At 74.7% G+C, this 15968-nt stretch carries 20 protein-coding genes; 5 read left to right on the forward strand and 15 right to left on the reverse strand.

Annotated features, from left to right (window positions below):
- Nucleotides 1-10 precede the first annotated feature (10 nt).
- Nucleotides 11-862 carry a Rieske 2Fe-2S domain-containing protein gene (locus tag OG767_RS02345; RefSeq protein WP_405091940.1) on the forward strand — a complete coding sequence of 284 codons (852 nt, stop codon included), beginning with the start codon at nucleotides 11-13 and terminating at the stop codon, nucleotides 860-862.
- 64 nt (nucleotides 863-926) lie between these two features.
- Here OG767_RS02345 and OG767_RS02350 read toward each other — a convergent pair whose 3' ends face one another.
- Genes OG767_RS02350 through OG767_RS02405 form a run of 12 tightly spaced genes read right to left on the reverse strand, consistent with a single transcriptional unit; the run spans nucleotide 927 to nucleotide 9897 of the window.
- A complete protein-coding gene (locus OG767_RS02350; RefSeq protein WP_405091941.1) occupies nucleotides 927-1970 on the reverse strand; it encodes a LysM peptidoglycan-binding domain-containing protein in 1044 nt (347 codons plus the stop codon).
- A 15-nt stretch (nucleotides 1971-1985) separates the two neighbouring features.
- Complete coding sequence (locus OG767_RS02355; protein WP_405091942.1) at nucleotides 1986-2414, reverse strand: hypothetical protein; 429 nt, start codon at nucleotides 2412-2414, stop codon at nucleotides 1986-1988.
- Entirely contained in the window at nucleotides 2411-2881 is a 471-nt protein-coding gene (locus tag OG767_RS02360; RefSeq protein WP_405091943.1) for a TadE/TadG family type IV pilus assembly protein, read from the reverse strand. Before OG767_RS02360 ends, OG767_RS02355 begins: the two co-directional genes overlap by 4 nt.
- On the reverse strand, nucleotides 2878-3366 hold the full coding sequence (locus OG767_RS02365) for a TadE/TadG family type IV pilus assembly protein (RefSeq protein WP_405091944.1): 489 nt from the start codon (nucleotides 3364-3366) through the stop codon (nucleotides 2878-2880). Before OG767_RS02365 ends, OG767_RS02360 begins: the two co-directional genes overlap by 4 nt.
- Nucleotides 3366-3575 carry a hypothetical protein gene (locus tag OG767_RS02370; protein WP_405091945.1) on the reverse strand — a complete coding sequence of 70 codons (210 nt, stop codon included), beginning with the start codon at nucleotides 3573-3575 and terminating at the stop codon, nucleotides 3366-3368. The genes OG767_RS02365 and OG767_RS02370 overlap by 1 nt, the downstream gene beginning before the upstream one ends.
- A gap of 26 nt (nucleotides 3576-3601) precedes the next feature.
- Nucleotides 3602-4465, reverse strand: a complete 864-nt coding sequence (locus OG767_RS02375; RefSeq protein ID WP_405091946.1) for a type II secretion system F family protein — start codon at nucleotides 4463-4465, stop codon at nucleotides 3602-3604.
- Nucleotides 4465-5367 (reverse strand): type II secretion system F family protein, encoded by a 903-nt coding sequence (locus tag OG767_RS02380; RefSeq protein ID WP_405091947.1) that lies wholly within the window; start codon nucleotides 5365-5367, stop codon nucleotides 4465-4467. The genes OG767_RS02375 and OG767_RS02380 overlap by 1 nt, the downstream gene beginning before the upstream one ends.
- Nucleotides 5364-6908: a CpaF family protein gene (locus OG767_RS02385; RefSeq protein ID WP_405091948.1), complete on the reverse strand. Its 1545-nt coding sequence runs from the start codon at nucleotides 6906-6908 to the stop codon at nucleotides 5364-5366. Before OG767_RS02385 ends, OG767_RS02380 begins: the two co-directional genes overlap by 4 nt.
- Nucleotides 6898-7731, reverse strand: coding sequence for a ParA family protein (locus OG767_RS02390; protein ID WP_405091949.1), 834 nt, complete (start codon nucleotides 7729-7731; stop codon nucleotides 6898-6900). Before OG767_RS02390 ends, OG767_RS02385 begins: the two co-directional genes overlap by 11 nt.
- Nucleotides 7731-8396, reverse strand: coding sequence for an SAF domain-containing protein (locus OG767_RS02395; protein WP_405091950.1), 666 nt, complete (start codon nucleotides 8394-8396; stop codon nucleotides 7731-7733). The genes OG767_RS02390 and OG767_RS02395 overlap by 1 nt, the downstream gene beginning before the upstream one ends.
- Nucleotides 8393-9337: a hypothetical protein gene (locus OG767_RS02400; RefSeq protein WP_405091951.1), complete on the reverse strand. Its 945-nt coding sequence runs from the start codon at nucleotides 9335-9337 to the stop codon at nucleotides 8393-8395. Before OG767_RS02400 ends, OG767_RS02395 begins: the two co-directional genes overlap by 4 nt.
- A complete protein-coding gene (locus tag OG767_RS02405; protein ID WP_405091952.1) occupies nucleotides 9331-9897 on the reverse strand; it encodes a hypothetical protein in 567 nt (188 codons plus the stop codon). The genes OG767_RS02400 and OG767_RS02405 overlap by 7 nt, the downstream gene beginning before the upstream one ends.
- 579 nt (nucleotides 9898-10476) lie before the next feature.
- Here OG767_RS02405 and OG767_RS02410 point away from each other — a divergent pair.
- A complete protein-coding gene (locus tag OG767_RS02410) occupies nucleotides 10477-11259 on the forward strand; it encodes a prepilin peptidase (RefSeq protein WP_405091953.1) in 783 nt (260 codons plus the stop codon).
- 44 nt (nucleotides 11260-11303) lie between these two features.
- Here OG767_RS02410 and OG767_RS02415 read toward each other — a convergent pair whose 3' ends face one another.
- A complete protein-coding gene (locus OG767_RS02415) occupies nucleotides 11304-11792 on the reverse strand; it encodes a hypothetical protein (protein WP_405091954.1) in 489 nt (162 codons plus the stop codon).
- 60 nt (nucleotides 11793-11852) lie between these two features.
- On the opposite strand from OG767_RS02415, the gene OG767_RS02420 reads away from it, so the two are divergent.
- Nucleotides 11853-12629 carry an SAM-dependent methyltransferase gene (locus tag OG767_RS02420; protein ID WP_405091955.1) on the forward strand — a complete coding sequence of 259 codons (777 nt, stop codon included), beginning with the start codon at nucleotides 11853-11855 and terminating at the stop codon, nucleotides 12627-12629.
- A 228-nt stretch (nucleotides 12630-12857) separates the two neighbouring features.
- Nucleotides 12858-13991, forward strand: a complete 1134-nt coding sequence (locus OG767_RS02425) for an MFS transporter (RefSeq protein ID WP_405091956.1) — start codon at nucleotides 12858-12860, stop codon at nucleotides 13989-13991.
- Between the two features lie 3 nt (nucleotides 13992-13994).
- Here OG767_RS02425 and OG767_RS02430 read toward each other — a convergent pair whose 3' ends face one another.
- Together OG767_RS02430 and OG767_RS02435 are read right to left on the reverse strand one after the other, a co-directional pair.
- Nucleotides 13995-14318: a hypothetical protein gene (locus tag OG767_RS02430; protein WP_405091957.1), complete on the reverse strand. Its 324-nt coding sequence runs from the start codon at nucleotides 14316-14318 to the stop codon at nucleotides 13995-13997.
- Nucleotides 14315-15214 (reverse strand): RNA polymerase sigma-70 factor, encoded by a 900-nt coding sequence (locus tag OG767_RS02435; RefSeq protein ID WP_405091958.1) that lies wholly within the window; start codon nucleotides 15212-15214, stop codon nucleotides 14315-14317. Before OG767_RS02435 ends, OG767_RS02430 begins: the two co-directional genes overlap by 4 nt.
- Before the next feature lie 166 nt (nucleotides 15215-15380).
- Between OG767_RS02435 and OG767_RS02440 the strand changes: the two genes are divergently transcribed.
- On the forward strand, nucleotides 15381-15866 hold the full coding sequence (locus tag OG767_RS02440) for a carboxymuconolactone decarboxylase family protein (RefSeq protein WP_405091959.1): 486 nt from the start codon (nucleotides 15381-15383) through the stop codon (nucleotides 15864-15866).
- The last annotated feature ends 102 nt before the right edge of the window (nucleotides 15867-15968 follow it).

The following is a 15968-nucleotide window of genomic DNA, read 5'->3' on the forward strand; positions in this document are numbered from 1 at the left end:
GTCGGAACAGGTGCGCGAACTACTGACGAAGCTTGAGCAGGCCGCGGGGCTCGACCGGGTCGGCGACCGGGTCCAGCGCGTCGTGCAGGGCACGCTGCGCTCGCAACGCGTCCGGGACGCGCTGCACGGCGTCTGGCTGGGCCATCCGCTGCACCCCGCCATGGTGCAGGTCCCGGTCGGCGCGTGGATCTCCGCCGCCGTGGTGGACCTGCTGCCCGGCCAGCGCCGGGCCGCCACCGCGTTGGTCGGGCTCGGCACGGTCAGCGCGTTGCCGGCGGCGGTCGCCGGGTGGAACGACTGGGCGGCGCTCTCCCGGGACCAGCGGCGGATCGGGCTCGTTCATGCCGGGGCCAACATCGTCGGCCTCACGCTCTACGCCGGCTCGCTGGCGGCCCGACTGAACGGGCGGCACGGCCTCGGCCGGGCGCTGGCCTACCTGGGGCTGTCCGCCGCCGGCGGCGGCGCGTACCTGGGTGGGCACCTCGCCTACAAGCAGGGGGCCCAGGTCAGTCAGAGCGTCTCCGATCTGCACCTGATCGGCGAGGGCTGGCACCCGGTGGGCGACCTGAACAGCCTGCCGCAGCGCGAACTGGTCACCCGGGAGATCGACGACGTCTCGGTGATCCTCTACCGGCACGGTGACGACGTCACCGTGATGTTGGAGCGCTGCCCGCACCAGAGCGGCCCGCTCGGCGAGGGCGAGGTGCGGCAGATCGACGGCCACGCCTGCGTGGTGTGCCCGTGGCACGGCAGCGCGTTCCGCCTCAACGGCGGCGAGGTGGTGCACGGCCCGGCCGCCAACGACCAGGTCGTGCTGCCCACCCGCGTGGTCTCCGGCCGGGTCGAGGCCCGGCTGCCCTGATCCGGCCGCCCGTGCCCACGGCGCATCCGGCATTCGGCGACCGGCGACCTGCGGCGCACCGGGCTCAGTCGCGGCGGTGCCGGCCGTTGCCCAGCGCGCGGCTGCCCAACGCGCGGGCCGCTACCGGCCGGCGGCGCAGTCCGAGGACGGCGCCGATCTGGGCGCCCACGATGCTCGCCACCGCCAGCACCGCCGAGATGGCCAACGGGCGGTTGATGCCCTCCTCGGCCGTGGCCCGGGACGCGCCCGCCGCCATGGCCGGCGGCTGCCCCTCCGGCGCCTCCACCGTGGGCGTGGTGTCCCGCGCCGGCGTGTGCGGCGCGGGCTTCGGCTTCGGCTTCGGCGCCATCGCGGACGTACCGCCCCCGTCGGGCTTCGCCGGGGCGGGCTTCGCCGGCGTCACCACCAGCCGGCCGGCGGCGTGTCGGCGGGCCCCCTCGTCCACCGCGCCGCCGGGCAGTTCGAGCAACTGGCCGGGGCGGATCCGGTCCGGGTCGGTGAGCCGGTTCAACCGGGCCAGCTCCCGGTAGCGGTCGAAGTCGTCCAGGTAACGGTCGGCCACCTCGCCCAGGTAGTCGCCCTTCGCCACCCGGTACACCGCCGGGCCGGTGGCGTCCGGTGCGGCAGGCGTCGGCGTCGCGACCTGAGGTGCGGTGTACGCCGTGGTGACGGCCGGCGCGGCGACCACCGGTTGCGGCGCGGCCAGCGTCGCGGCGCTGGCCGCGGCCGGGCTCGCCGCCAGGATCAACGCCACGGATCCGACCAGCGCGGCGGCGGCCCGCTGCTGGCGGTGCATGCCGGGCAGCTTCGGTGCGGGTCGGCGCAACACCGACGCGAGCAGTTCCACCACGACCGAGAACGCGAACGTGGCCCAGCCGAACCAGCCCACCACGGCCAGCGCCCGCAGGAAGAGCTGCCCATCGTCGCGGCTGGTCAACGCCGTACCCACCTCGGCCAGGGTGGGCAGGTGGTCGGGCAGCGGGTTGCCGGCGAAGGCCAGGAGGGCGACCGGTCCGCCGGCCAGCAGCCCCACGAGCACGACGAGAGCGCCGAGCCCGGTGAGAACCTGGCCGGCGCGGTGGACGGCGGAGCGTCGGGGTGCACCCATGGCGGCCTTCCCTTCCTACGGTCCGGTGAGCGCCCGAGCGGTGGCCTCACCGGTGACGGTGGTGGTCTTCTGCGCGCCGAAGAGCCCGATCAGGTCCCGGCGGTAGGTGATCCGGACGCGTACCCGGATCTGGGTCTCGAGGCCGACCACGGGGAAGTCGACGTCGTGGCCACCGACCTCACCCGCGGCGCTGAGGTAGTCGGCGACGGCCGCACGGGCGGCGACCTGGTCGATCCGCTTCGGACCGCCCTCGATGGCGCTCGCGCGGTCGATCATCTGGCCGCCGCTGCGGGCCGCCTCGGCGGCCAGGTTGTCGGCGCGTTGCAGCGTCCGGAGCTGCCCGGCGCCGTCGTAGGCGAGGCTGACGATGGCCAGCACGCCGGTCATCGCCACGGCCAGGAACAGGCTCACCCGGCCGCTCTCCGCACCGCGCCGGCCGGTCATCCGCGGCTCCGGTAGGTGTCCAGCGGCGAGGTGAAGCGCGCCGCGACCGTCTTGCCGCCCGGCACCCCGGGCAGGCCGGGCGCGCGCAGGTCGTCGAAGGAGACGGTGCAGGTGACCGTCACCGTGACCGTCGCCGGCACGCCGGCCGCGCTCCGGTACGCGGTGGCGAAGGTGGTCTCCTGCCCGGCCACCGACCCGCTCAGGTCCAGCCTCGGTGGGGCGGTGCAGCGCAGGCCGGACCAGTTGAGCTGGTCGCGGGCCGCCTGCTCGGCGGCCTTCTCGCCGGCGCGGGCGTCGCGGGCCAGGGAGGCGGCCCGGGCGGCGTCGTGCGCGGCGGACTCCACCGCCTCGTCGGCGACGGCGGTCCGGCCGGCCACCCCGGCGAGCACCATCAGCCCGATGAAGGCGGGGGCGAGCACCGCCACCTCGATCGAGACGGAACCGCGGTCCCGACGTGCCGGCCTCATCCCGTGGTCCAGCGTTCGGCGGGACCGTGCGCGGTCTGCGTGACCTCGAAGTCGACGCCCGGGACGACCGACAGGGAGCGCCCGCGCACCGTGCAGGTGACGTCGACGGCGGTCTCCACGCAGGTCGGTCCGTTCTTGTCCCAGCCGACCAGCCAGTCGCCGGAGCGGCGCAGGAACGTGATCGCCTGCGCCCGGCCGGCGTCCGGCCCGGCGTCGAACGTGCGTTGCGCGTTCACCCCGGTCTGCGCCGCGTTGAGCGCGGTGGACCGGGCCACGAACCAGACGCCGACCTGGATCGAGCCGAAGAGCAGCACCAGGATGGCCGGCATCATCACGGCCAGCTCGACCGGGTTGGCGCCCCGCTCGCGCCCGCCCGCGTCGAGGCGGGCGCGCAGCGTGGCGGCGATCCGCCCCGGACCGCGCGGACCGGCGACGCGGCCGGCGTCCGCCGGCCGACGCCGGACCGGACGGGCGGGGCGAGCCATCACGGGGCCTTCGGCGCCGTGTTGTTCGGGATGGCGTTCATCCAGTTGTTCGCCTTGGCCAGGGCGAGCCCGGTGACCGCGATGGCCACCGCGACCAGACCGAAGATGATCACGGCGGTCGGGACCGGGCTGTCGCCGCGCTCGTTGTCCCGGCGCAGTTCGGCGAGACGGGTGCTCACCGTCGCGTAGAGGTAGGCGTAGAGGTGCATGGTCTTCTCCTTCTCGGGGGTGGGGTTCACAGGCGGGCGAGGAACGGATAGACGGCGAAGCCGAGCAGGACGAAGACCAGCAGCGATCCGGGAATGTCCAACTTGCTGGTCACCCCCTCGGCGCGGGTCAGGTTGTCGGTACGGATCTGGTCGCGCAGCGAGTCGGCACGGGACCGCAACGTCTCGTGCACCTGGGCGCCCTCACTGCCGGAGGAGCGCATGATGGCGCCCACGTCACCCAGCTCCGGAATGCCGATCCGGTCCGCCAGCTCCTGCAACTCGTCCCACGGCGAGTGCATCTGGAGCTGGGCGAGCCGCAACGCCTCCCGGATCCGGTCGAACACCCAGCCGTCGCAGACCGCCGCCGCGCGTTCCAGCGACTGCACCGGGCCGTGCGCGGCGGAGAGTTGCAACGCCACCAGGTCGAGGTAGGTGCAGACCGCCTGGCGGAACTCGTCCCGGGCGGCGTCCGCCTTGGCCAGCACCGAGCGGTGCGCGACCAGGCCGGCGAGCAGCGCCATGCCGAGGCTGGCCACCACCGGCACGGCCACCGGCAGGGAGACCCCGCCCAGGAAGAGCACGGCCGATCCGACCGCCGGCGTGACGAACCCGATCAGCGCGGAGAGCAGCACCGACAGGGCGTACTGCTCGGGGGTCTGGTCGAGCAGGGCGAGCTGCCTGGTCGGCGGGCGCAGCCAGCGGGCGAAGCCGCCGAGCCAGTCCGGCCCCGCGCTGGTCGTCGGGGCCTGACCGGGCGGCTGGTGCAGCCGGCGCAGCGCCGGGCCGAGCGCCGGGGTGGCCGGGAGCGCCTCGCGGACCACGAGGAAGAGACCGAGCCCGACCGCCGATCCGCCCAGCACCGCCACCGCGAGCTGCCAGTTGAGGACCACTATGCGATCGCCTCCTCCGGGTCGGGCGCCGGCAGGAAACGCGCCGGGCGGGGCGGCTGGCTCATCGACCGCACCCAGGCCAGCAGGCCGATGAAGGCCGCGCCGAGCACCGCCATCACGAGCTGGCCGGTGACCGTGCCGTACGGGCGGATGTAGTCGCTGTTCACCAGCCCGTACGCCAGCGTGGCGAGCGTCATGCCGGTGAGGAAGCGGACCGCGAACCGGGGCTGGGTCCGCTTCGCCTCGACCTCGCGCCGGGTGGCCACCTCGGCGGACGCGGCGCCGGCGATCGAGCGGAGCACGTCGCCGAGGCGCTCGCCCCGGTCGGTGAGGTGCAGGATCAGCGCGGCCACCACCTGATCGGCGACCGGGTCGGCGATCTCGTCGGCGAACGCCAGCAACGCGGACTTGGCCAGCCAGCCGGCCTGGAGGCGGGCGGCCAGCGTGCGTACCTCCTCCTGGATCTCCTCCGGCGCGGTGGTGATGGTGCCGACGATGGCCTGCTGGAGCCCCTGCCCGGTGGCCGAGATGTCCTTGAGTCGCCGGGTCCACTCGCCGACCGCCTCGACCCGGGCGATGGCCCGTTGCTCGGCCCGACCGACCGCGAACAGCCACGGCACCCCGGGCACCGCGAGCGCCACCAGCAGGCCCACCACCGGCAGCCCGGTGAGCAGGAACGCCAACGCGCCGGCGGCCACCGCGCCGCCCAGCAGGAGCTGGTGGCGTCGCTGGTCGGCGCGACCGGTCCCGGCGCCGGTCCAGAGCCGGCTCAGACCCGGCCCGGCGCTGCCCGGCGTCGACCCCGGTGGCCGGCGGGTGCCGACCAGCGCGACCACGGCCAGCACCAGCCCGGCCACGCAGGCCGCGCCGGAGACCAGCGCGATCAGCTCGATCTGCGTCACGCCTGCCCTCCGTTCGGCCGGCGCCCGAGGCGGGTGTGCCGGGGCCGCCGCCAGGCGCCGACGCCGGCCTCGACGAACCGGGTGAGCAGCCGGGCGTCGTAGCCGACGCGCAGCAGTTGGTCGCGGATCCGCTCCGGCAGGTGGCGGGGGACCGCCCGGCCGTCCGGCCCCGGGCCGAAGACCGTGGTGGTGGTGATCCGGTTGCCCTCGCCGACGCCGATGACCTCCTCGACGTGCGAGACGAAGCGGTGCTTGCGGCCACCGATCGCGGTCTCGTCCTCGACCGTGACGTAGACGATCAGGTCGAGCGCGTTGCCGGCCATCCGGCGGGCCTGGTCGACGGTCATCTCCCGGCCGTGGGAGAGCGCCAGCTCGATGATCCGTTCGCTCACCCCGGCCGGGGTACGGGCGTGGATGGTGCACATCGACCCACGACTGGTGGTCATCGCCTGGAGCATCGGCACGATCTCCCGGGACCGCACCTCGCCGACGATGATCCGCAGCACGCCCATCCGCAGCGACACCGGGATCAGGTCGGCGATGCTCACCTCACCGGCCGGTCGCCCGTCCGCGCCGCGTTCGCCGTGCCCCTCCCGGGACTCGAAGCTCATCACCGCCCGGTGCTTGTGCCCGCGCCGGGCCGGCAGCAGTTCCCGGCTCTCCTCCAGCAGCACGTACGGCTCGTCGGCCGGGATGTCGTCCATCAGCGCCCGGATGACAGTGGTCTTGCCGGCCCCGGCCAGCCCGGCGACCATGATGTTCAAGCCGGCGCGCATGGACGCGCGGAGGAAGTCGCGCAGCAGCGGATCGATCATCTCGTCCAGGTCGGGGCGGGCGCCGGCGATGTCCTCCAGGCTCACGTCAAGCGTGTTGTGCTTGCGGATCACCGCGTACGGGCGGTGGCTGACCAGGAAGACCGCGGCGAGCCGGCTGCCGTCGGGCAGTTGCAGGTCGAGCGTGGGCTTGGAGGTGGAGAGCGACCGCTCGGTGGCCCCGGCCCGGCGGGCCGCCGCCTGGAGGATCTCCACCAGTTCGTCGTCCGTCTCGGCGATCGGCTCGGCCCAGTCGACGCCGCCGCCGTGCCGGGTGATGCGCACCTGGTCGCAGCCGAGGATGTGCACCTCCTCGATGGTGTCGTCGACGAGCAGCGTCTGGAGCCGGCCCAGCCCGACCAGTTCGGCGGTCACCTGGTCGAGCAGCAGCCGTTCCGCGTCGGCGGGCATCGGCGTGCCGGCCCGGCGCACCGAGTCGGCGTACGCGGAGACCACCGCGACGGCCAGTCGGGCCCGCTCGACCTCCTCGGCGTCGGCGTCGAACTCCCGGCCACGCTGCCAGTGGGTGAGTCGCTCGCTCAGTTCCCGGCGCAGCTCGCGGACGACCGCGAAGTCGACCCGGGGGCGGGGCGGCGGGGCGGGCGGTGCGGCGGGGAGCGCCGGGCCGGCCACGTGGTGCCGTCCGTTCGGTGGCGCCAGCGGCGGGACCGTGGAGACGACGCCGGGTTGCTGCCCGCGCGGGTCGTGCGAGACCGGCTCAAACCGCACCGGGCACCCCCGGTGCGGTCGGCGCGCTGACCGCTGCCGCGGCGGTCACGCCGGGCCAGGACAGCCGGGCCCGACGCCGGTCGAGCAGCGCCCGGACCGGCACCTCCAACGCGCCGGCCGCGCGCATGAGCGGCCGGTTGGCGCGTACGGTGCCGCCGCGGCCGAGCACCTCGGCGGTACGCGGGTCGTGCGGCAGGCGGGCGATCACCGGCAGCCGCAGCGCCTTGCTGATCTCGCTGGTGCCGTGCCCGTCGCCGACCACCAGCAGGCGCAGGTTGCCCGGCGGGACGCGGTGCTCGGTGAGGTCCCGTTCGATCGCCCGGACCGCGGCCCGGGTGGCGGAGAGGTCGGGCAGGTGCGCGCGGGTGACCAGCAGCACCACCGCGGCGGCCCGCAGCAGCGGCCAGGGTGGACCGGCGACCGCCAGTCGACCGCAGTCGACCAGCACGTCGTAGGGGGGCACGCCGCGTTCCAGCCCGGTGAAGTAGTCGGCGAAGCGCTGCCAGAGCGGGACCACGCTGCCGGCCTGGGCCGGGTCGACCACGCCGGGCAGCAGCAGCCGCTCGCGGCGGGGCGCGTCCAGGTCGACGAGCTGGGACCAGAACGTGCTCTCCAGGCTGCCGTCGCGCAGTTCGCCGACGGCCAGCTCGCCGATGCCGCGCGGGCCGTCGAGCGCGCCGCCGAGGTAGCCGGCGAGGATGGAGCCACCCGACGGGTCGCACTCGGCCAGCACGAGCCGGCGGTGCCAGCTCAGCGCGGCGGCCAGCGTGGTGGTGGTGACGCCGGGCGAACCCTTCGCCGAGACCAGGGCGATGATCGCCATCAGGCCGCCTCGGTGAGCACGAGCGCGATCCGGTCGTCCGCGGCCAGCACCACCACCGCCGGCACGTCCCGGACGGCCAGCGCCAGGTAGACCACCACGTCGCCGTTCTCCGGCGTGGCGGTGTCGATCACGGTGGCCGCGAACCGGGTGCCGCCGCCCCGGGCCGCGTCGGAGCCGCTGGTGCCGGCGGTCGGCGTGCTGACCAGCAGCACCTTGTCGCCGGGGTGCAGTTCGCGGGCGGGTACCTGGTCGGCCGCCAGTCCCAGCGCGATCTGCTGCTGGCCGGGGCCGAGCAGCGGGGCGTCGGTGAGTTGGGCCGGGGTGAGCAGCGTGCCGGGGGTGAGCCGCACGGCGGCCCGCAGGCCGAGCAGTTCCTTCATCCGATCGGCCGGCACCGGCCGCAGCTCGCGCCCGCCGGAGACGCGGACCGGCACCAGGTCGTCGGCGGTGAGCTGCTGACCCACCTCGACCGGCCGGGCGACCGCCAGGTAGCTGCCGGTGGACCGGACCGAGGTGACCGCGAACGCCGCGCCCAGCCCGCCGAGCGCGATCAGCAGGATGGCCAGGCCGAGCAGGCCGGGCCGGATGCGCCGCTGCCGGACCACCTTGGGCGGCGCCACCGGCGCCTCCACCGGGGTCCCGTTCCGGGCCGCCACAACACTCATCGGGTCACCACCTGGAGTTCGTTGATCTGCACCGGGACGACACCGCTGACCCGGCTCTGGTCGATCACGCCGCTCTCCCCGCCGCTGGACGACCAGTCGACGGTCCAGAACGTGGTGGCGTAGACCTGGTACGTGTCGGCCTTGGAGTAGCCGTTGGGCAGGCCGCAGTCGGGTGACGGGGCGCCGGCGTGCGGCCCGTCCGCCTCGTACGGCGTGCCCGGTCCGTCGCAGGTGACGTCGAGGTCGTCGGCCATGTGCCAGACGATCCGCTTCACCTCGGCGGTGATCGTGACGGTGAGGCCCCGCTCCGACGTGGAGGCGGTCAGCGGCCCGAAGTAGGACTTGCCGGGGCTGGCCCACATCCAGACCGGCAGCCCGACCAGCCCCGGCCCCTTGCTGCGCCGGGGCGCGACCGCCGCCCGGGGCGGCAGCAGCGAGATCGAGGCCAGCGCGCGACGGGCCAGCTCCTCCGGGTCGGGCGGGGTGCCGTAGCCGCCCGGCGGCGCGTCGAGCAGCACAGTGCCCTGCTGGCCGGTGGCGCCGTCCTGGCAACTGGCGTAGTACCACTGCTGGCCGGGCGGTGCGGGCTGCTGGGGTTCGGCCAGCTTGTAGTAGCAGCCGTCGCCGTTGTTGAACCAGCCCATGATGTCGTCGTAGCACTTGACGACCTGGCCGTTCCACTGGCACTTCGCGGTGCCTCCGCCGCTGCTGCCGCCGCCGTCGTTGCCGCCGCCGCCCGGCCCGCCGCCACCGCCCGGGACGCCCGGGTCGTCGTCCCAGACGTCGCAGTTGGTCTGGTCGGGTGGGCAGGAGCCGCCCGGGTCGGCGGCGCGGGCGGGGGAGCCGGCCAGCGTCAGCACCGCCACCAGGCCGGCGACGAACCACCGGCGGGGCGTCCCGACCCGGTCGGCCGGGACGCTCCCTCCTCCCCAGGTCAGCACGGCTGGTCCCGGTGCGCGGCGCCGGAGTTGATCAGCCACCGGCCGTCCGGGTAGCGGGCCGCGGTCGCGGTGGCGAGATACCGTCCGCTCCGGGTGCCGGGCACCGGCTTGCCGTCCTTGGCGTAGACCAGCCGGTAGCCGGTCGCGTCCAGGCAGTCCTGGATCTCGACGGTGGGCGTTTCGGCGGCCAGGTCGACCGAGACCACCGTGGGGGTGGAAACCAGTTTTCCGGTACGCATCGCGCCGTGCTCCTTCGCGTCACGAATTGCCAACCGCACCTGGGTCAGCAGCGGGTCGGCCAGAAATCGGCCGAGGGCGGGATGGCCGGGATCGCTGCGGGCGCTCGCCGCCCGGGACGCGGCGAGATAGCCGGAATAGGCGGTGAGTGCCGCTTTTTCGGCCGCTTTCTCCTCGGCGGTGGAATGCGCGGCGGGCGCGGCGGCGCGGCCGGTCAGTGGGCCGGTGGTCGCCTCGGGCCCGGTGCCGCAGCCGGCGGCGCCGACCGCCAGCACGAGGCTGAGCAGGCCGCCTTCCCATCGGCGGGATTGCCATGTGCGCAACGCCGAGCCCTCCTCGGTGCCGGCCCGGTGCGGTCGCGCGGAGCGCTCCGGGCATGCGGAAGCACGCCCGGATCTGTCGGACCGGACCTCGACCGCCACCGTGTGCATTTACCTGTGCTGATCTTCGTCAAATGTGGAAGTGATGTCTCCGGTCCGCCTCCGACGCCATTGAGCGGGGGTTGCGTCGTACCCAAGGGGCGAGCATAGGCTGACGTCCGCCGATGCAACAGAGGCAATTCACGTGAACACGTTGAGTGAAGACGGGTGGTGGCGGCCGGTGGTGTTCCGGACGGTGACGAGCGGGTCCTCCCCGGCCCTCCCGACAGTCGGTGTGCGCTCACCCGCACCCGTCCACCCGCCCGCGCCGGCCGGCCGCCGCGCCACCGGTATGGGTGGGGTGCACCCCGCTCGTCCGATCCGTCCCGCCGGCCGGCCACGCCCGGCACCCATCGCCGGCACCGGTCGCTCCGGGCCCCCGCCGGACGCCATTTTCCGCGTCATCCGCCACACGCCGATCAACGTGACGTCACTCTGCGTGCTCCGCAGGGGAACCACCGGCAACCGGATGGGGGAGCCGGCATGACCACCGAACGGGTCCGCCACCCCGACCCGCCGGCCGTCACCCGCCGCCCGCTCGTCCGGCTGTTGGCCACCCTCGCGGTCGGGCCGCCGGTCCGGCTGGCGGTGGCCCGCTACGCCGTACCGCCGGACCGCCCGGACCGGACGGCGTGCGACGCCTGCGGCACACCGATCGGGCTGGACCGGCCGTGGCCGGCGCTCGGGCCGGCGGCCCGCTGCCCCGGCTGCCGGGCACGGATCGGCGCGCCGCCGGCCGTGGCGGAGGTGGCGCTCGCGGTCGCCGTCGCGGTGCTGGCGTTGGCCGGCGGGCTGCCCGGCGCGCGTCTGGCGCTGGCCTGGTGGCTCGCCTGGGCGGTACCGATGGCGCTTGTGGACGCCGCGGCGCACCGGCTGCCCGACCGGCTGACCTGGCCGGCCGCCGCCGGCGCCGCGGCGCTGCTCGGGGCGACCGCGCTGGCCGGGCCCGGCCCGGCACCCTGGGTACGGGCCGTCGCGGCCGGGCTGGCGCTCGGCGCCGGCTTCGCGGCCACCACCGTGCTGTTCGGCCGGCGCGGTTTCGGCCTCGGCGACGCCAAGCTGGCCCTCGGCGCGGGCGCGCTGCTCGGCTGGTACGGCTGGCCGGTCCTGGTGGCCGGGCTGGTGCTCGCGGTCACCCTGGCCGCGCTGGCCGGGCTGGTGCTGCTCGCCGCCCGGCGGGTCCGCTGGCGCAGTCACCTGCCGTTCGGGCCGTTCCTCATCCTCGGCACCACCGCCACGCTGGTGCTCACCACCGCAGGCGGGTAAGGACGGGCCCCCGCTTAACGCCTCCGGTAGAGAAGGGGCCCCGCCTAACGCTCCGTGCCCCGGTCGCCCGGCGGCTGGGCCGGTACGCCGGACATCCGCTCGACGATCTTCTCCAGCGCCTCGAACGCGTACGCCCAGTTGTGGCACTTGAAGCTGCGCAGCCCGGTGATCGGGGTGCGGCAGTCGGCACAGTGGACACCGGGCACCGCGTCCGGCACCTCGGTGTTGACGTACTTCCGCTCGCCGAGCACCACCCGCGCGATCATCGCCGTGTCGTGCACCCGGTGCAGCGCGGACGAGACGATGTCGTACCAGGTCACCCGGCGTCCGCACGTGGGGCAGTCCGGCTCGTCGCCGCTGACCCACAGCGGCGCGCCGATGCTGTGCGCCGGGATGTTCAGCAACCGCTCCATCCGGCGTACGTCCGACTCGGGGGTGGTCCACCGGTGCCGCCCCGGTAGCGAGGCGGGCGAGTCGTAGACGGCGCGGAACAGCACCGGGTCGACCTCCACGGTCTGCCGCCGATCGGTCATCGGTACCTCCTGGGAACAACGGGTCAGCGTTTCGTCGCCCAGGGTGCTACACATCAGGGCGTGACGGCTGCTGAAACGCGACCCAACGTGGCCCGGATGTACGACTACTACCTGGGCGGATGCCACAACTTCGCGGCCGACCGGGCCGCCGCGGAGGAGATCCTGAAGATCTTTCCGGACACCGGCGTGGCGGCCCAGACCAACCGCGCCTTCCTGCGCCGGGCCGTGCGGTGGGCGGCCGAGCGGGGCGTACGCCAGTTCCTCGACGTCGGCGCCGGGCTGCCCACCCAGGGCAACGTGCACGAGGTGGTCCGCGCGGTGAACCCGGACGCCCGGGTGGTCTACGTGGACACCGACGAGGTGGCCGTCGCGTACGCCCGGCGGTTGCTGCCCACCGACGGCGGTCGCACCGTGGTGGTCCGCGGTGACCTGCGGCGGCCCGACGAACTGCTGGCCGACCCGACGCTGCGCGCGACGCTCGACCTCCGCGAGCCGGTGGCGCTGCTGCTGGTCGCGGTGCTGCACTTCGTGCCCGACTCGGACGACCCGTGGGCGGCCGTGGCCCGGCTGCGCGACGCCACCGCGCCCGGCAGCCTGCTCGCGTTGTCGCACCTGACGCTGGACGGCGCGCCGCCGCTGCCCGCGCGGGCCGGCACCGAGGTCTACCGGCGCAGCAGCGCGCCGCTGGTGCCCCGCACCCACGCCGACGTGGCCCGCTTCCTCGACGGGTACGACCTGGTCGAGCCCGGTCTGGTCCGGCTGGCCGACTGGCGGCCGGACGGCGAGCCGCAGGCCGCGGTGTCGCACGGTTACGGCGGGGTGGGCGTGCGTCGCTGACCTCCCGACGCTATCCAAGTTAGCAAGCATCGGGCGTCTGCGGTATCGGCCGACGAACCGATCAGATCGGGCGGAAATCCTCGTTAGATTCGCCGAGCTGATCTGACGGGGAGGTCACCGGTGTCCACTGTGCCCACAATCGAAAAGCGAATTCCGCCACTGGTCCGGCGAGGACTCGTTCCGGAAACGCGACCACAGCGCATTCTCGCGCTGGCGACGTTCGTCAACATGATCGGCAGCGGCGTCTTCATGGTCACCGCCGCGCTGTTCTTCACCCGCGTGGTCGGTCTGCCGCTGGCCCAGGTCGGCCTCGGCATGGGCGTCGCCGCCGGCGCCGGCCTGCTCGCGGGCGTACCGGTGGGGCATCTCGCCGACCGGCGCGGGCCCCGGGAGGTCTACCTGGGAATGCTCGTGATCCAGGGCGCGGCGATGGGCGCGCTGCTCGTCGTCCGCAGTTTCTGGCTGGTCCTGGTGGCGCTCTGCGTCGGTGAGCTGGCCCGTTCCGCCGGGGGCGCGGCGCGGGGACCACTCGTTCGCGGAATCGGCGGCGACGACCTGCCGAGATATCGCGCGTACCTGCGTTCGGTCGCCAATCTGGCCGGCAGTTGCGCCGCGATCGCGACCGGGTTCGCCGTGCAGTTCGACAGTCGCCCGGCCTACCTGGCGCTGGTGCTGGCGAACGCGCTCAGCTTCGTCGCCGCCGCGACCGTGGTCGCCGCCCTGCCGGCGCTGCCGCCGGTGCCCGCGCCGCCACGCGCCGGCCGCTGGACGGCCCTGCGCGACCGGGGGTACGTGGCCGTCACCGTGCTGGACGGCGTCATGTCGATCCACCACCAGGTGCTGCTCTTCGCGCTGCCGCTGTGGATCGTCGGGCACACCGACGCGCCCCGCTGGCTGGTCGGCGCGACCGCCCTGGCCAACACCGCGCTCGTGGTGCTGCTCCAGGTCCGGGCGAGCCGGGGCGTGGACAGCAGCGACGCGGCCGGCCGGGCCGTACGCCGGGCCGGGGTGGCCTTCCTCGCCGGGATGGCGGTCGTCGCCGCGACCGCCACGCTGCCCACCTGGCTCGCCGTCGCCGGCATCGGGCTCGGTGTCTGCGTGCACACCGTCGGCGAGCTGTGGCACACCGCCGGCTCGATGGAGCTGCGTTTCAGCCTGGCCCCGGCGCACGCGCAGGGGCAGTACATGGGCGTGTTCGGGTTCGGCGCCGGCCTGGCGAACGTGGTGGCGCCGACCGTGCTGGCGTTGTGCTGCATCACCTGGGGCGCGCCCGGCTGGCTGCTGCTCGGCGGCGTGTTCCTGGTGGTGGGACAGGTGACGCCGGAGGTGGTGCGCCGGGCGGAGCGGAACCGCCCGGCGTGACGCTCAGTCGAGGCCGCGGTGGGCGGCCCAGAGCGTGGCCGCGCGGTCGGCCGCCGCCGCCACCAGCGCGGCCAGCTCCGGCCGGTCCGGCACCCGGAACGACACGTACGCGCCGCGCCCACCCGCCGTGGGCCGGCCGTACGCCTTCGCGGCGAGCCGGCCGTCCGGCAGCAGCCGGATGTTGAGCGTGGTCAGCGTGAACTCCTCGCCGCGCCGGGTGTCGGTCCAGCGCAGCGCCTCCGGAACGGCCACGTTGATGGCGAGGGCGGTGACGTCGGGCGGGGCGTCGCTGCTCATCCGGGCTCGGGCGGGGGCGTCGCTGCTCATCCGGGCATCGTCGCACGGCGGCTCAGCGTCGTCTCCCGGGTCATCCGGGACAGCTTCTCCGGGTTGCGCACCGCGTAGAGCCCGGTGATCAGGCCGTCGTCGAGGCGTACCGCCACGACCGTGTCCAGCTCGCAGTCGAGCCGCACGAGCAGCGCCGGGTAGCCGTTGACCTGCGCCGGCACCATCGACGCCGCCTCGGCGACCCGACGCCAGCCGCCGGCCAGCAGGCGGGCCACCTTGTCGGCGCCCGCGACCGGGCGCGGGATCGCCTGCCTGATTCCGCCGCCGTCGCCGACCAGCACGACGTCCTCGGCGAGCACCGCGAGCAACGACCGGAGGTCGCCGGTCTCGACGGCCCGCCGGAACGCGTCGAGCGCGTCCCGGGTCTCGGCCGCGGAGACGGTACGGCGGGGCCGGCGCGCCGCCACGTGGGCGCGCGCCCGGTGCGCGATCTGCCGTACCGTGGCCGGCGTCCGGTCGACCGTCTCGGCGATCTCGTCGTACCCGACGTCGAACACGTCACGCAGCACGAACACGGCCCGCTCGGTCGGCGCGAGCGTCTCCAGCACCAGCAGCATCGCCATCGAGACGCTGTCGGCCAGCGCCACGTCGTCGGCCACGTCGGGGGTGGTCAGCAGCGGCTCGGGCAGCCACGACCCGACGTACGACTCCTTGCGCCGGCCGAGCGCGCGCAGCCGGGACAGCGCCTGGCGGGTGGTGATCCGGACCAGGTAGGCGCGTCGGTCCCGGATCTCGTCGAGGTCGACACCGGCCCACCGCAGCCAGGTCTCCTGGACCACGTCCTCGGCGTCGGCGGCCGAGCCGAGCATCTCGTACGCGACCGTGAAGAGCAGGTTCCGGTGGGCGAGGAACTCCTCGGTGGCCGGGTCCGCCATGGCTGGCTCCTCCGCTGCTCGACTGCGTTCCCCACCAGACGCCGGCCGCCGGCCCGCTGTGACGCCGCACCGCTGTGGCGGTCGTCACCCGGCCACGGTGTCACGCCGGCCCCGCCGCCGGCATCTCGTGTCCGACCGAACGCCACACCACCAGAGAGGCGGAACCATGGAGACCCGATTCAACCTGTTCGACAACGCGATCTCCGCGAACTTCTTCAAGCGGTTCGCCAACGCGGGCCTGGTGATCCAGCAGTCGCCGCTGCCGCACTCCACCCAGGAGCTGGTGTCGCTGCGGGCCAGCCAGATCAACGGCTGCGGCTGGTGCATCGACATGCACACCAAGGAGGCCGCTGCCGCCGGGGAGAGCGCGGTCCGGCTGCACCTGGTCGCCGCCTGGCGCGAGTCGACGGTCTTCACCGAGGCGGAACGCGCCGCGCTGGCGTTCGCCGAGGAGGGCACCCGGCTCGCCGACGCCCACCCGGGGGTGTCCGACGAGACGTGGGCCCGGGTGCGTGAGCACTACGACGACGACCAGGTCGCGGCGCTGGTCTGCCTGATCGGGTTGATCAACGCGGCGAACCGGGTCGCGGTGATCGTGCACCAGCGGGGCGGCTCGTACGAGGCCGGCACGTTCGCCGCCGCGCTGCGCTGACCGACGGGGATCGGCCGGCCCGGGGCACTGTCGGTTTGCGGTCAGCGCGACAGCCTGGCGTGGTCCGAAGCGGATTCGTACCCTGATCCGGGACGTCTCGGT

The sequence above is a fragment of the Micromonospora sp. NBC_01392 genome, assembly GCF_045040125.1.
Taxonomy (GTDB): Bacteria; Actinomycetota; Actinomycetes; order Mycobacteriales; family Micromonosporaceae; genus Micromonospora.

Coding starts and splice junctions, on each gene's coding strand:
- OG767_RS02350 (WP_405091941.1), bottom strand. CDS start 1,970: ATGGGTGCACCCCGACGCTCCGCCGTCCACCGCGCCGGCCAGGTTCTC.
- OG767_RS02355 (WP_405091942.1), bottom strand. CDS start 2,414: ATGACCGGCCGGCGCGGTGCGGAGAGCGGCCGGGTGAGCCTGTTCCTG.
- OG767_RS02360 (WP_405091943.1), bottom strand. CDS start 2,881: ATGAGGCCGGCACGTCGGGACCGCGGTTCCGTCTCGATCGAGGTGGCG.
- OG767_RS02365 (WP_405091944.1), bottom strand. CDS start 3,366: ATGGCTCGCCCCGCCCGTCCGGTCCGGCGTCGGCCGGCGGACGCCGGC.
- OG767_RS02370 (WP_405091945.1), bottom strand. CDS start 3,575: ATGCACCTCTACGCCTACCTCTACGCGACGGTGAGCACCCGTCTCGCC.
- OG767_RS02390 (WP_405091949.1), bottom strand. CDS start 7,731: ATGGCGATCATCGCCCTGGTCTCGGCGAAGGGTTCGCCCGGCGTCACC.
- OG767_RS02395 (WP_405091950.1), bottom strand. CDS start 8,396: ATGAGTGTTGTGGCGGCCCGGAACGGGACCCCGGTGGAGGCGCCGGTG.
- OG767_RS02410 (WP_405091953.1), top strand. CDS start 10,477: ATGACCACCGAACGGGTCCGCCACCCCGACCCGCCGGCCGTCACCCGC.
- OG767_RS02415 (WP_405091954.1), bottom strand. CDS start 11,792: ATGACCGATCGGCGGCAGACCGTGGAGGTCGACCCGGTGCTGTTCCGC.
- OG767_RS02425 (WP_405091956.1), top strand. CDS start 12,858: ATGATCGGCAGCGGCGTCTTCATGGTCACCGCCGCGCTGTTCTTCACC.
- OG767_RS02430 (WP_405091957.1), bottom strand. CDS start 14,318: ATGAGCAGCGACGCCCCCGCCCGAGCCCGGATGAGCAGCGACGCCCCG.
- OG767_RS02435 (WP_405091958.1), bottom strand. CDS start 15,214: ATGGCGGACCCGGCCACCGAGGAGTTCCTCGCCCACCGGAACCTGCTC.
- OG767_RS02440 (WP_405091959.1), top strand. CDS start 15,381: ATGGAGACCCGATTCAACCTGTTCGACAACGCGATCTCCGCGAACTTC.